Annotated in this window: 13 protein-coding genes; 8 read left to right on the forward strand and 5 right to left on the reverse strand. The window is 59.9% G+C overall.

Annotated elements, in window-relative coordinates; translation table 11 throughout:
• Positions 1-79: 79 nt before the first annotated feature.
• On the forward strand, positions 80-955 hold the full coding sequence (locus tag MUM_RS0111010) for a LysR substrate-binding domain-containing protein (protein ID WP_010169772.1): 876 nt from the start codon (positions 80-82) through the stop codon (positions 953-955).
• Here MUM_RS0111010 and MUM_RS0111015 read toward each other — a convergent pair.
• The 4 genes from MUM_RS0111015 to fae all read right to left on the reverse strand — a co-directional run bounded on the left by MUM_RS0111015 (position 902) and on the right by fae (position 5453).
• Complete coding sequence (locus tag MUM_RS0111015; RefSeq protein WP_010169773.1) at positions 902-2275, reverse strand: MFS transporter; 1374 nt, start codon at positions 2273-2275, stop codon at positions 902-904. The genes MUM_RS0111010 and MUM_RS0111015 overlap by 54 nt on opposite strands.
• Before the next feature lie 190 nt (positions 2276-2465).
• The gene (locus MUM_RS0111020; protein WP_010169774.1) at positions 2466-3899 is read right to left on the reverse strand and encodes an NAD-dependent succinate-semialdehyde dehydrogenase; all 1434 of its coding nucleotides are present in this window, start codon (positions 3897-3899) and stop codon (positions 2466-2468) included.
• Positions 3896-4930 carry an aldo/keto reductase gene (locus tag MUM_RS0111025; RefSeq protein ID WP_010169775.1) on the reverse strand — a complete coding sequence of 345 codons (1035 nt, stop codon included), beginning with the start codon at positions 4928-4930 and terminating at the stop codon, positions 3896-3898. The genes MUM_RS0111020 and MUM_RS0111025 overlap by 4 nt, the downstream gene beginning before the upstream one ends.
• Positions 4931-4940: 10 nt before the next feature.
• Positions 4941-5453, reverse strand: a complete 513-nt coding sequence (gene fae / locus MUM_RS0111030; protein ID WP_010169776.1) for a formaldehyde-activating enzyme — start codon at positions 5451-5453, stop codon at positions 4941-4943.
• A gap of 318 nt (positions 5454-5771) precedes the next feature.
• Between fae and MUM_RS0111035 the strand changes: the two genes are divergently transcribed.
• The 3 genes from MUM_RS0111035 (at position 5772) to MUM_RS0111045 (ending at position 8596) form a co-directional block, all read left to right on the forward strand.
• Positions 5772-7022 carry a ribonucleotide-diphosphate reductase subunit beta gene (locus tag MUM_RS0111035; RefSeq protein ID WP_008432895.1) on the forward strand — a complete coding sequence of 417 codons (1251 nt, stop codon included), beginning with the start codon at positions 5772-5774 and terminating at the stop codon, positions 7020-7022.
• 145 nt (positions 7023-7167) lie between these two features.
• Positions 7168-7881 (forward strand): HNH endonuclease, encoded by a 714-nt coding sequence (locus MUM_RS0111040; RefSeq protein WP_010169777.1) that lies wholly within the window; start codon positions 7168-7170, stop codon positions 7879-7881.
• A 73-nt stretch (positions 7882-7954) separates the two neighbouring features.
• Positions 7955-8596: an HAD-IB family hydrolase gene (locus MUM_RS0111045; RefSeq protein ID WP_010169778.1), complete on the forward strand. Its 642-nt coding sequence runs from the start codon at positions 7955-7957 to the stop codon at positions 8594-8596.
• 51 nt (positions 8597-8647) lie between these two features.
• On the opposite strand, the gene MUM_RS0111050 is transcribed toward MUM_RS0111045, so the two are convergent.
• The gene (locus MUM_RS0111050; protein ID WP_029615851.1) at positions 8648-9610 is read right to left on the reverse strand and encodes a LysR family transcriptional regulator; all 963 of its coding nucleotides are present in this window, start codon (positions 9608-9610) and stop codon (positions 8648-8650) included.
• Positions 9611-9872: 262 nt separating this feature from the next.
• Between MUM_RS0111050 and argH the strand changes: the two genes are divergently transcribed.
• From argH to MUM_RS0111070, 4 genes are all read left to right on the forward strand, one after another.
• Positions 9873-11300 (forward strand): argininosuccinate lyase, encoded by a 1428-nt coding sequence (gene argH / locus MUM_RS0111055; protein WP_010169780.1) that lies wholly within the window; start codon positions 9873-9875, stop codon positions 11298-11300.
• A 120-nt stretch (positions 11301-11420) separates the two neighbouring features.
• Entirely contained in the window at positions 11421-12299 is an 879-nt protein-coding gene (locus MUM_RS0111060) for an amino acid ABC transporter permease (RefSeq protein ID WP_003211504.1), read from the forward strand.
• Positions 12300-12323: 24 nt separating this feature from the next.
• On the forward strand, positions 12324-13088 hold the full coding sequence (locus MUM_RS0111065) for an amino acid ABC transporter ATP-binding protein (protein WP_003211502.1): 765 nt from the start codon (positions 12324-12326) through the stop codon (positions 13086-13088).
• Positions 13089-13113: 25 nt separating this feature from the next.
• Entirely contained in the window at positions 13114-13935 is an 822-nt protein-coding gene (locus MUM_RS0111070) for an ABC transporter substrate-binding protein (protein ID WP_010169781.1), read from the forward strand.
• Positions 13936-13943 lie beyond the last annotated feature (8 nt).

Below are 13943 nucleotides of genomic sequence, written 5' to 3' on the forward strand. Positions count from 1 at the left end.
GGTCAAAATGTGGGAGCTGGCTTGCCTGCGATAGCGTCAGTACCAACACCCTAAAAACAACAGGTGTGGAATCCCTTTCATGCGCCAACTGCCCGCCCTCAACATGCTCCGGGTCTTCGAAGAAGTCGCCCGCCACCGCAGCTTCAGCCAGGCGGCGGTGGGCCTCAACGTCACCCAGGGCGCCGTCAGCCGCCAGATCAAGCAACTGGAAGACTACCTCGGCGTCGCCCTCTTCATCCGTACGCCCCAGGGCCTGTCCCTGACCGAAGCCGGCTTCGCCCTTTCCCCGCACCTGAGCGACGCCTTCGACCATATCGAACGCGCCTTGCAAGCCGTGCGCGTGCCCAACCTGCGCCAGCGCCTGCGTATCGTTGCGCCGCCGACCTGGGCCACCCGCTGGCTGTCCGCCCACCTGCGCCGGTTTTGCGAGCGTTACCCCGACATCAACCTCAGCGTCACCCACCAGAACAGCCACGCGAGCCTCGCGGAAATCGACTGCCAGATCCGCTTCGGCCTGGAACCGGCGCCCCATTGCAGCAGTGAGTTGTTGGTGATGGAGCGCCACATCGCCGTCGCCAGCCCGGAACTGTTCAGCGACGGTCAGCCGCCTGACCTGCGGCGCTTTCCGCTGCTGCACATCCTGCACGACGGCAAGCGCTTGAAGGTCTGGGAAAACTGGCTGGCGGCCATGGGCCGTGAGGATATCGATGCGGACCAGGGCCTGGAATTCAGCACCCTGGACCAGGTGATCCACACCGCCCTGGCAGGCGGTGGGCTGGCGGTGATCGACCGGCAGATGATCGAGCGCGAACTGGCGAATGGCAGCCTGCTGCCGATCACCCCGGTGGAGGTGATCGGCCCGTATGGCTATTGGCTGGATGTGGCGAGTGACAAGCAGGGCTTATCCAAGGTGTGCCTGTTTACGCAGTGGTTGAACCGGGTGAGTAATCCCTGACACCGGGGCTTCGGCCTTGCACGCCTGGCTCAACGTCAGCGCCTTGGTTTCCGGCGCCCAGGCCCAGGAGATGATCGCGCCCAACACCAGGATTGCAGCGAGGATGCCCATGGTCGGGCTCAGGCCGATCCCGGCCACGCTCACCGGCAGCAGGAAGGTGCTCACCGCTGAACCCAGGCGGCTGACGGCCGTGGCCAGGCCAATCCCGCTGGCCCGCACTTCAGTCGGAAAGCTCTCCGCCGGGAAGACGCCCACCAGGTTGCTCACCGCCGACAGCACCAGGGTGAATACTCCAAACGTCAGCACCATCAGCCACGCCATGCTGCCCGGCAACACCGCCAGCAGGAACAGCGCCGCCGCAAGGATGATGAACGAGTTGATCAGGAACCCGCGCCGGGAGAATTTCACGGTGCACCAGATACCGATCAGGGCGCCGATGATCAGCAGCAGGTTGAGCATCAGCTCCGTACCAAAGCCTTCGGCCAGGCCCATTTTCTGCAGGATCGACGGCAGGAAGGTGTAGATCGCGAAGTACGGCATCACGATGCACACGAAGAACAGGCAATTGAACGCGGTGCGCTTGCGGTATTCGCGGCTGAACAGCACGCCGTAGCCCGAGCGGGTTTGCGTCGAGGGTTCTTCGTCGAGTACCACATGTTCGCCGAGGTGCTTTTTGACGATGGCCCGGGCCTCGGCAATCCGGCCTTGATTGACCAGCCAGCGCGGCGATTCGGGGGTGCCGATGCGGGCGATCAGGATCAGCCCGGCGGGAATCGCCGACGACGCCAGCATCCAGCGCCAGGCGTCATCACCGAGGCTGAGCATGGCGGTGCCGACGAAGGTGGCGGCCACGTAGCCAACGGTCCACACCACGCTGAACGAGCCGAGCAGCACGCCACGATGTTTCTTCGGGGAGAACTCGGCGAGCATGGCGTGGCCGACGCTGAAATCGCCGCCCAGGCCGATGCCGATCAGCACCCGACAGAGGAACAGGCCCATGGCGGTTTCGGCATAGAACTGCATCACCGAGGCGACGGTAATCAGGACGAAGCTGACCAGAAAGATTTTCTGCCGGCCGAGGGTGTCGGAGATCCAGCCGAAAAACAGGCTGCCCATAAACAACCCGATCAGGGCCGAGGCGCCGATCAGGCCTTGCCAGAAGGCGTCCAGCTGCATCTGGGGGCTGAGCAAGGTGAAGGCGATGCCGATCAGGCCAAGGATATAGCCGTCGGTGAAGTGCGCGCCGAAGGTCAGGCCGGCGATTTTAAGGTGGAAGCGACCGATCGGCAGATCGTCGATTTTGATGGATTGAGTGGACATGGTGTTCTCCATTTTTTTGTTTTTGACGGAGTAACAGCGGGCAAGCCGAGGGTGATGGTGTGTGGGCTTTTTTTGTGGGAGCTGGCTTGCCTGCGATAGCGGTGGCTCAGGTTGATCATGGGAGTCTGACAGACCGCTATCGCAGGCAAGCCAGCTCCCACAGGAATCTGTGTTGTTTGGTTGACCGTATTTAGAGGCCGCCCATCAACAGGTACTTGATCTCCAGGTAATCCTCCAGCCCGTACCTGGAACCTTCTCGGCCCAGGCCCGATTCCTTGATCCCGCCAAAGGGTGCGACTTCAGTGGAGATGATCCCTTCGTTGATCCCCACCATGCCCGCTTCCAGACCTTCGGCCATCCGCCATACCCGGCCGATGTCGCGGCTATAGAAGTAGGCAGACAAACCGAACGGCGTGTCATTGGCCCTCTGCAGCACTTCGGCTTCATCGGTGAAGCGGAAGCAGGCCGCCACCGGGCCGAAGGTTTCTTCCTGGGCGATCAGCATCTCGCCGTGGGCTTCGGTGAGGATGGTCGGTTCAAAGAACGTGCCGCCCAAGGCGTGTCGACGGCCGCCGCACAGCAGCTTGGCGCCTTTCTCCAGGGCGTCACCCACGTGGGCTTCAACCTTGGCCAACGCGGCAGCGTTGATCAGCGGGCCCTGTTCGGTTTCGCCGTCCAGGGCGCTGCCGACGCGCATCGCGGACACCGCTTCAGCCAGTTTGCGGGTGAACGCGTCGTACACACCGTCCTGGATAAAGAAGCGGTTGACGCAGACGCAAGTCTGGCCCGTGTTGCGGAACTTGGAGGCCATGGCGCCTTTGACGGCGGCGTCCAGGTCGGCGTCGTCAAACACGATAAAGGGCGCATTGCCCCCCAGTTCCAGCGAGACCTTTTTCAAGGTGTCCGCAGCCTGGCGCATCAGCAGTTTGCCGGTGCGGGTGGAGCCGGTGAACGACAACTTGCGTACCACGCTGGAGGCTTGCAACGCGCCGCCGATGGCCACGGCATCGCCGGAGACGATGTTGAACACGCCGGCGGGAATTCCGGCCTGCTCCGCCAACACCGCCAGGGCGAAGGCCGACAACGGGGTTTCTTCCGACGGTTTGAGGATCATCGTGCACCCCGCCGCCAGCGCCGGACCAACCTTGCGGGTGACCATGGCCAGCGGGAAGTTCCACGGGGTGATCGCCGCGACCACGCCGATGGCTTCCTTGGTCACGATGATCCGTGCATCAGCCTTGTGGCTCGGGATCACGTCGCCATAGGCACGCTTGGCTTCTTCGGCGAACCACTCCAGGAAGCTCGCCGCGTAGACCACTTCGCCCATGGCTTCGGCCAGTGGCTTGCCCTGCTCCAGGCTGAGCAGGTGCGCCAGGTCCTTCTGGTTACTCAGCATCAAGTCGCTCCAGCGCTTGAGGCGTTGGCTGCGTTCCTTGGCAGTGAGCTTGCGCCAGGCCGGCAACGCACGGTTGGCGGCGGCAATGGCCAGGTTGGTTTCTTCGGCTCCAGCGCGTTGTACCTCGACGATCTGCGCGCCATTGGCCGGGTTGAGCACCGGGTAAACCGGCCCACCGCTGGACCATTGGCCATCGATGAAATTGCCTGTGCGAATCAGCGGGTTCATGCCACGGCCTCTATCAGGTTAAAGCGATCCAGGCCCGGACGGGCGCTGCGCAAAATGCGTTTGCCGGCGGTGTAGTCGTTGATCACGTCGCACGGTGTGTAGTTGCGTTCCAGTTCGTGCAGTTCTTCGGCGTCGAGTTGGGTGTCGAGGGCGGCGAGCGCGCTGTCAAACTGTTCGGTGGTGTCGGCGCCCACCAGCATCACGTCCACACCCGGGTGATTGGCCACCCACGCCTGGGCGATCTGCGCATTCGACACGCCACGGGCACGGGCCACACGTTGTACCGAGTGGGCGATGTCGAAGGACGCCTGGTCGCTGTACATCTGTTGGGTGAAGAAGTCGGTCTGGTTGCGGGTCGACTGCACTTCACCGGTGAGCAGGCCACGGGCCAGCGGGCTGAACACCGAGACGCCCAGGCCCTGGTCGCGGCAGAACGGGATCATCTCGCGCTCTTCTTCGCGGTAGGCGCAGTTCAGTTGCAGCTGCATGTTGATCGGCTTGACCCAGCCATTGCGCTCGCAGGCCATGAGAATTTTCGCCAGTTGCCCGGTGAGCATGGTAGACACGCCGATGTAGCGGGCCTTGCCGGAACGCACGATGTCGTTGAGGGCGCCCATGGTTTCTTCCACCGGGGTGTGCACGTCGAAGTAATGCAGCATGAACACATCGACGTAATCCATGCCCAGGCGGCTCAGGGACGCGTCGATGCTGTCCATGATGTGTTTGCGTGAATGGCCGCTGGCATTGATGCCGCTGCGGGTGCCATAGCCGACCTTGGTGGTGACCACAATGTCTTCACGGCGCGCAACGCGCTTGAGGATGCGCCCCACCACTTCCTCGCCGACACCGGCAGAGTAGAAGTCGGCCAGGTCAATGAAGTTGACGCCGTTGGCCAGGGCGTGGGCGACGATGGGCTCGCTTTGTTTCTCATCGAAGATCCACGGTTTCCAGTCCGGGGTGCCCATGTTCATGGTGCCCAGGCACAGGCGGGAGACTTGCAGGCCGGAGTTGCCCAAACGAATGTATTGCATGGGGATGTCCTCAGGCTTTTGGCGTGTAGAAAGGGTTGCTGATGTGGTTGACCACGTCCGCCAGTTGCGCGGTCTGCGGCAGGCCGGTCAGGGCGGCACGGATCGCCGTGCGGCAGGCGTTGTAGTTGTTGAGGTAGACCGCATCCAGGTCATCGCAGGCCGGGTTGACCCAGTTGGCGGTGACGATGGCCCACTCGTCTTCGGCTTCCGGCGGCAGGGTGCCGTCGAGCAAGGCTTCGAGCACCGCCTTGGCGATCCCGGCCTGGGACGCGCCCCAGGTGGCATTGCCGTGCAGGTCGCTGCCAATGGCGGCCTTGTTGACGTAGAGGGTCATGGGTTTGACCGGGATGTTCGGCTGGGCAATCACCATGAACGGGCAATGGCCCTGGCTTGGGGATGCCAGGCTGGTGGCGAACGCCTGGCCGGCCGGGCCGTTGCGCGGGCCGATGAGGATGTTGATGTGGGCAGCATTGACGCCTGGGCCTTCGAAGCCTTCGCCGATGTACAGATCAAGTGCTTTCATTTCGCAAACGCTCTTTTTTGTTATGGGGAGCTGGTTGGCGAATTTTTAGCACTGGCGCAGGCGGCGGCCGTAACCATTAAAAGTCATGGGGGTGTGAGTTTTGGTCATGGCCCTGCGACCATCAGACCCTTCCTACGCGTTGACCATCGTTAACACACACCATATAGTGTGCCCACAAACACAGACAACCACTACATAGTGTGCAGGAACGCAGTATCTCGACCACACTATGCGCAGTATTTCAATGCCTTGAAGCCTGCAAAACGCACATTTTTGAACGCGGTCACGCCGTCAAACGGACCAGGAAGGAGCAATTCAATGCTGAGTTGGGATGAAGCAGATCAACCAGACACCGGTGACGTAGTCATTCGAGGCGCCAACGCCGGCCACGCCACCGAAGCCAACATGGACCGCCTCGACGGCGCCGGCGCTGCCGCCGCCCTTGAAGCCCGCAACGTGACCGCCAGCGACTCCGCCGCGATCATCCGCGCCAAGGCCGCCCTCGACAAACTCGACGTCGCCGAAGGCCTCGCTGAGCTCGAAGGCTCCGCCGCCCGTGTCGCCGTTGACGAAAAGCGCATGATCAACTGCCGCGCCGACCTCAACCAACTCGTGCCGTTCAAGTACGACTGGGCCTGGCAGAAATACCTCGACGGCTGCGCCAACCACTGGATGCCGCAAGAGGTCAACATGACCGCCGACATCGCCCTGTGGAAAAACCCCGAAGGCCTGACCGACGACGAACGCCGCATCGTGATGCGCAACCTCGGCTTCTTCTCCACTGCGGATTCGTTGGTCGCGAACAACCTGGTCCTGGCCGTGTACCGCCTGATCACCAACCCGGAGTGCCGCCAGTACATCCTGCGCCAGGCCTTCGAAGAAGCGATCCACACCCACGCCTACCAGTACTGCATCGAATCGTTGGCCATGGATGAAGGCGAGATCTTCAACATGTACCACGAGATTCCGTCGGTCGCCAAAAAGGCCGCCTGGGGCTTGAAGTACACCCGCTCGATCTCCGATCCGAAGTTCGAAACCGGCACCGTCGAGACCGACAAAGAGCTGCTGCGTAACCTGGTCGCCTACTACTGCGTCCTGGAAGGCATCTTCTTCTACTGCGGCTTCACCCAGATTCTGTCCATGGGCCGTCGCAACAAAATGACCGGCGTGGCCGAGCAGTTCCAGTACATCCTGCGCGATGAGTCGATGCACCTGAACTTCGGTATCGATGTGATCAACCAGATCAAAATCGAAAACCCGCATCTGTGGGATGCTGAAATGAAGGAAGAAGCGACCCAGATGATCTTGCAAGGGACTCAGCTGGAGATTGAATATGCTCGCGATACCATGCCACGCGGTGTACTCGGCATGAATGCGGCGATGATGGAGGACTACCTCAAGTTCATCGCGAACCGTCGTTTGTCGCAGATTGGGTTGAAGGAAGAGTATCCAGGGACGACGAATCCGTTCCCGTGGATGAGCGAGATCATGGACTTGAAGAAAGAGAAGAACTTCTTCGAGACCCGTGTGATCGAGTACCAGACTGGTGGTGCGCTGAGCTGGGATTGATTCCTAAGCTAACTAAAAAGCCCTGACTTGATCAGGGCTTTTTTGTATTTGCAGAAGGCCAAATCCGACAGGCAGGTAGGAAATTTCGTGGACGCGTTAGTGGCCACTCAGTATCGTCCGAAGGTTTTCTACCTTTGGCGACTGCATGGATATCACAAAAGATAAAACGGACTGGGACGACGCGGAGTTAGCCGCAGCGGTAGAGGCTTACTTGAAAATGTTGGCCTGGGAAAAAAGCGGCCAACGTTTTAACAAAGCCTATGAGAACCGCTTGCTACGTCAGGGACCAATCGCAGGCCGCACAGAAGGCTCTATCGAATTTCGTATGCAGAATATTTCTGCGGTTCTGGTCCAAATGGGCCTGGACCGGATCAAGGGATACAAACCTGCAAAGAACGTGGGCTCGGGAGTAGAACAACAGATTCGCAAAGTTCTCACCGCGCTTCGTATATTTGAATCAGATGAAACAGCCCAAACTGCAGATGAGCAAACCCTCGTCCGCCGAGCCTCCAAGCTACTGCAGCGGCCAATCGATAAGGTGCCGGAAGGAATTGCGAAGCCACAGAAAGTGTCCGTTGTCGGTACCGCTTATGTTCGCGATCCCAAAGTACGCGCTTGGGTATTGAATGAGGTCGATGGCATCTGCGAAGGTTGCGGCTCGAACGCGCCTTTCGAGGTCGACGGTCAGCCATTTCTTGAAGTACATCACGTCAAGCACCTCGCCCAGAAGGGTTCGGATCGCATCACCAATGCTGTAGCCTTGTGCCCCAATTGCCATCAGCGGTGTCACCGGTCGAGCGACCGGGATGTTTTCACCAAAGGGCTTTACTCCAAAATCAACAGATTGATACCGGAGTAAACTCCTGCTGTCAGAGCAGATGCACCTTCCAAAAAATAGTAGATAGGACCGAGACCCGCCCGTGAACCCAGACATGCTCGAATCCGGCCCCTTGGATGCCAAAGTACTTTCCGTCTTTGACTTCGACGGCACCCTGACCCACCACGACAGTTTCGTGCCGTTCCTGAAGTTCGCCTTTGGTAAAGGCGAATTCGTGCGCAGGATGGTGAAGCTGGCGGTGCCTGGCGCGCAGTTTCTGCTGCGCGTCATCAGCCGTGATGAGCTAAAGGCGCAGTTGATCCGCACCTTTATGACCGGCGTGGACAAGGCGTGGGTTCAGCAGAAAGCTGAGGAATACTGCCAGGCGTATTGGAACAAGTTGATGCGCCCAACCGGACTGCAATCGGTGGCCGATGAGGTGAAATCCGGGGCGGTGGTGACGCTGTGTTCGGCGTCGCCGGCGTTGGTGTTGCAGCCGTTTGCGGATCGGCTTGGGATCAGGTTGATTGGCACTGAGCTTGAGGTGGTTGACGGGGTGTTGACCGGCAAGCTCACAGGGAATAATTGCCGGTGTGAGAATAAGGTGCTTCGGCTTGAGGCGGTTTATGGGGATCTGGGGGAGTATCGGCTCAGGGCCTGGGGTGATACGCGCGGGGATCGGGAGTTGTTGGCGGCGGCGCAGGATGCGCATTTTCGGCATTTTCATGCGAAGAAGAAGCGCAAACAACTGCGGTGATCGCGCAAGCTCCCACAGGGGATCTCTGTAGGCTCTAAGGGTGGTGTGAATTCACTGGATGGGCGCTTTGAGATCCACGCCCAGTGCCGTTGCGAAGGCTTTTACCAGCGGGCTGCGCGGGGTGTTGTGTTTGAGGATGACGTTGAACGGCGTGCTCAGGTGGATCTGCTCCGGGCATAACACGCGCAGGCGCCCTTCCCTCACCAGCGGCGCGGCGTAGTGTTCCGGGAGGAAGCCCAGGAAGCGGCCGGTGAGGATGAGGATGGCCACGGCTTCAACTTGTGAGGCCGACGCGGACTGGCTGTCGTAGCTGACGAAGTTGGCCTTGTCGCTGTGGATCGCGTACCGATGATTGACCACTTCATGCTGGCGCAACACATCTGCGTTGATGTTGCTCGCGTCGAACAGCGGATGCCCGACGGCGCAGTACGCGTGGGACCTTTCTTCGTAGAGCGGGAAATAATCGAATTCTTCCCGGCGCTGGTACACCGGCACGATACCGACAATCAGCCGCCCTTCCACCACGCCTCGTTCAACTTCGTCCAGTTGCGAGGCATGTAGGCGTAATCTTATTTTTGGCGATTCTGTATGTAGTTTTCCCAGCGCTTTAATCAGCGGTGAATTAACGTCCGATACGGTGTTATCAATAACGCCCACACTAAGGTCGCCAATCAGTTCATTCTGCGCCGAACTAAGCTTGTCTCTGAAACTGTCCACCGAGGCAAATAGCTCTATGGACGCTTGATAGACTAATTTGCCTTCTTCGGTCAGGCCAAACCCTTCCCGCCCCCGCGTACACAGGCGCATGCCGATGCGGATTTCCAGGTCGGAAATCTGCTTGCTGATCGCCGCCAGGCCCACATTCAGCTCATTCTGCGCCGCGCTGAAGCCGCCCGCTTCGACCACAGCCTTGAACACCCGCAGCAATTTGAAGTCCAGGCCGCTGAGTTGCAGGGGCGGTCTTGTGCCGGGTTTTGGCGGTATGTTTCCAGAATTGGAAAGTGGGGTTTCCATAATACGTGTTGACCTCAAGTGCCATATTCAACAGGCTTTGACCTACTCCATGAACATCGCCGGGCGGCAATAATGAACATACTTAACCGCCCTTGGCAACCTTGAATATAGCGGGTTGAACGGCTTTTACCGGCTGATTTAACGCCCATAAAAACCTGACACGTCGATCAGGACTTTTCGTTTTGCTACTGCCCTCCGAATCCATAAGGCCAAGCCTCGTCCACCGGGCTTGTCACTTCTAAAAACAAGCGTGAGGAACACCATGTCTCAGCCCACCGATCGCCTCTGGGGTGCTCGTTTCAAGTCCGGCCCATCCGCTGCTTTGGCCGCGCTGTCGCGTTGCCCCGAGCGCTATTTTCGCCTGACGCCCTACGACCTGGCCGGCTCCCGGGCCCATGCCCGTGAGTTGCAGCGCGCCGGGTTGCTGGATGAGTCGGAAACCTTGCGCACCCTGGAAGCGCTGGACCGGATCGGTGAGGACTTTGCCGCTGGCCGTCTGCACCCGACGCTGGATGACGAGGATGTGCACACCTTCATCGAGCGGGTGTTGACCGAGCGTTTGGGCGCCCTGGGCGGCAAGCTGCGCGCCGGGCGTTCGCGTAACGACCAGACCGCCAACGATTTGCGCCTGTTCCTGCGGGACCACGCGCGCACCATCACCACCGAGGTGCTGGGTTTGCAGCAGGCGCTGGTGGACCAGGCTGAGCAGCATATCGAGAGCATCTGCCCGGGCTTCACCCATTTGCAGCAGGCGCAACCGATCGTGTTCGCCCATCACTTGCTGGCTCACGCGCAATCGATGCTGCGGGATGTGCAGCGTTTGGTGGACTGGGATGCGCGTACGGCGTTGTCGCCGTTGGGTGCAGCAGCAATGGCAGGTTCGGCGATTGCTCGTCAGCCGGAGCATTCGGCCAAGGAGATGGGTTACACCGGGCCGTGCGAAAACTCTATCGACGCTGTAGCCAGCCGTGACCATGTGGCGGAGTTTCTGTTTGTGGCGGGCATGCTCGGGGTGAATATTTCGCGGCTGTCGGAGGAGTTTTGCCTGTGGTCGTCGCGGCAGTTTCGCTGGGTGCAGTTGGACGATGCCTACGCCACCGGTAGCTCGATCATGCCGCAGAAGAAGAACCCGGACATTGCCGAACTGGCGCGGGGTAAGGCTGGGCGTTTGATTGGCAACCTGACCGGGTTGATGTCCACGCTCAAGTCCTTGCCGCTGTCGTACAACCGCGATTTGAGTGAAGACAAGCACAGCGTGTTGGACAGTGTAGATACGTTGCTGCTGGTGCTGCCGGCGATGGCCGGGATGGTCGCGACGATGAAGGTACAGGTGGAAGAGCTTCGTCGTCAGGCGCCGATGGGGTTCACCCTGGCGACTGAGGTGGCGGATTGGTTGGCCACCCGTGGTGTGCCGTTCAAGGAGGCGCATGAGATTACCGGCGCCTTGGTACAAGCCTGTGAGAAGCATGAGATTGAGTTGTGGGAAGCCTCGCCGGCGCTGTTGGCGGAGGTGGATACACGCCTGACACCTGAGGTGCGCGAGTGCTTGACCCTGGAAGCGGCGATTGCGGCGCGCAGTGGTTGGGGTGGGACGGCGCCGGAGCGGGTAAGGGAGCAGATTGGGCGGTTGAAGGTGGCGTTGGCAGCTCAGCAGCAGTGGGCTGAGCGTTACACCGGCTTTCGAATTTAGCGCCCACCTTGTAGGAGTCCGGCTTGCCGGCGATAGCGTTCTTGAGAGCGCAATCGCCGGCAAGCCGGGCTCCTACAGGGATCTTGGTATCCAGTTAGATCGTTGTTTTGGAGAGTCACCATGAAACAAACCCCGGCAGAGCGCTTGCAAGCCGAGCGCCAGCAGACCGAGAACCAGTTCGATATCACCCAGTACGAGCACGTGCCCCGTCGCTATTACGGGCGGATGTTTTTCGCTACGTTGATCGTGATCGCCCTGGCCGCCTTGCTGCGTGCATTCGCCAATGGTCAGATCGAATGGTCCTACATCGGTCAGTTCCTCACGTCCGAGGCGATTATCTGGGGCTTGGTGAACACCATCATCATGTCGATCCTGGCCATGGCGCTGGGCGTGGTGATCGGGGTGATCACCGCCATCATGCGCATGTCGGCGAACCCGATCCTGCGTTACGTGGCCATCACCTACACCTGGCTGTTTCGTGGCACGCCGCTGATTCTGCAACTGCTGTTGTGGTTCAACCTGGCGCTGATTTTCCCGGTGATCGCGATTCCCGGGCTGTTCAGCATCGACACCGTGGACCTGATGACGCCATTCGTGGCCGCCCTCCTCGGCCTGAGTATCAACCAGGGTGCCTACACCGCTGAAGTGGTGCGCGCCGGCCTGTTGTCGGTGGACACCGGCCAGTACGAAGCCGCCAAGTCCATCGGCATGCCGAGCCTTCAGGCGCTGCGTAGGGTGATTCTGCCCCAAGCGATGCGGGTGATCATTCCGCCTGTAGGCAACGAGTTCATCAGCATGGTGAAAATGACCAGCCTGGCGAGTGTGATCCAGTACTCGGAGCTGCTGCACAACGCGCAAAACATCTACTACGCCAACGCCCGGGTCATGGAGCTGCTGATTGTTGCCGGCATCTGGTACCTGGCGGTGGTGACTGTTCTTTCATTCGGTCAGAGCCGCCTTGAGCGTCGTTTTGCCCGCGGCGCCGGCAAGCGTTCGTAAGCCCTGACTGAGGAGATTTGCCCCATGAGAAGCATCGTCAAGGCCGTGAACCTGAACAAGTATTACGACCAGTATCACGCGTTGCAGGACATCAACCTGGAAGTCGAACAAGGCGAAGTGCTGTGCATCATCGGCCCGTCCGGTTCCGGCAAAAGCACCCTGCTGCGCTGCGTCAATCAGCTGGAAAAAATCGACAAGGGCGGCCTGTGGGTCGACGGCGAACTGGTGGGTTACCGGGTCGTCGGCAACAAGCTGCATGAGTTGAATGAATCGCAGATCGCCCGTCAGCGCCTGGCCACCGGCATGGTGTTCCAGCGCTTCAATTTGTTCCCGCACATGACCGTGTTGCAGAACATCATCGAAGGCCCGTGCCAGGTGCTCAAGCGCTCGCCCAAGGAAGCCACCGAGGACGCGCTGGAGTTGCTGGCCCGGGTTGGCCTGGCGGACAAGCGCAATGCCTACCCGGTGGAATTGTCCGGCGGCCAGCAACAGCGTGTGGCGATTGCCCGCGCGTTGGCGATGCGCCCCAAACTGATGTTGTTTGACGAACCCACGTCAGCCCTCGACCCGGAGCTGGTAGGAGAAGTGCTGTCGGTGATGCGCGATTTGGCCACCACCGGCATGACCATGATTGTGGTCACCCATGAGTTGGGCTTTGCCCGCGAAGTATCCAACCGCATGGTGTTTATGGATGCCGGCCAGATTGTGGAAGCCGGCAGCCCTGAAGAAATTCTAATAAGCCCACAAAACCCGCGTACCCAAAGCTTTATTTCTGCCGTTCGCACTTAACTAAAAAACTAACGAGAACGCCCCCATGAAAAATCTGTTTCTTCCAAGTTTGCTCGTAGGCCTGATGGCCTCCACTTCGGTTTTGGCGGCATTGCCGGCAGCGATCAAGGACAAGGGTGAGATCAGCGCGGCCATCGTGCCGAACTACCCGCCGATGGATTTCAAGGACACCGCCACCAACAAACTCACCGGCCTGGACTTTGACCTGGGCAACGCCCTGGCCGAACGTTTGGGGGTGAAGATCAAGTGGCAGGAAACCGGCTTCGAACAGATGCTCAGCGGCCTGACCACCAAGCGCGTTGACATTGTGCTGTCGGGCATGAGCGACACCGCCGAGCGCCAGAAGGCGGTGACCTTTATCGACTACTTCACCAGCGGCCCGCAGTTCTACACCCTGGCCAAGCGTGAAGACCTCACGGAATTGACCGACCTGTGCGGTAAGAAAGTCGGCACCAGCCGACGTACCACCTGGCCGTCGGAAATTGCCGCGTGGAGCAAGGAAAACTGCGAAAAAGCCGGTAAGCCAGCGATCGTGGTGATTGGCACTGAAGGTTCGGCGGATGCCCGGGCGCAGTTGCAGCAAAACCGTCTGGATGCGGCGATGCAGGGCAGTGAAACCATTCCTTACCTGATGTCGCTGGACAAGGGTAAGTACAAGCCGGTGGGCCTGGCGATTTCCAAGCAGTTCACCGGGTTGGGGATTGAGAAAAGCAATACCGAATTGGTCACGGCCATCAGCGAAGCACTGCAGGGCATGATTGATGACGGAACGTACGGCAAGATCCTGAAGAAGTGGGACCTGGAGCAGGGTGCGGTGGAAAAAATCAGCATCAATGCCGGCCAGTAACTCGATCT

The organism is Pseudomonas sp. PAMC 25886 (genome assembly GCF_000242655.1).
In the GTDB taxonomy this organism is placed as follows: Bacteria; Pseudomonadota; Gammaproteobacteria; order Pseudomonadales; family Pseudomonadaceae; genus Aquipseudomonas.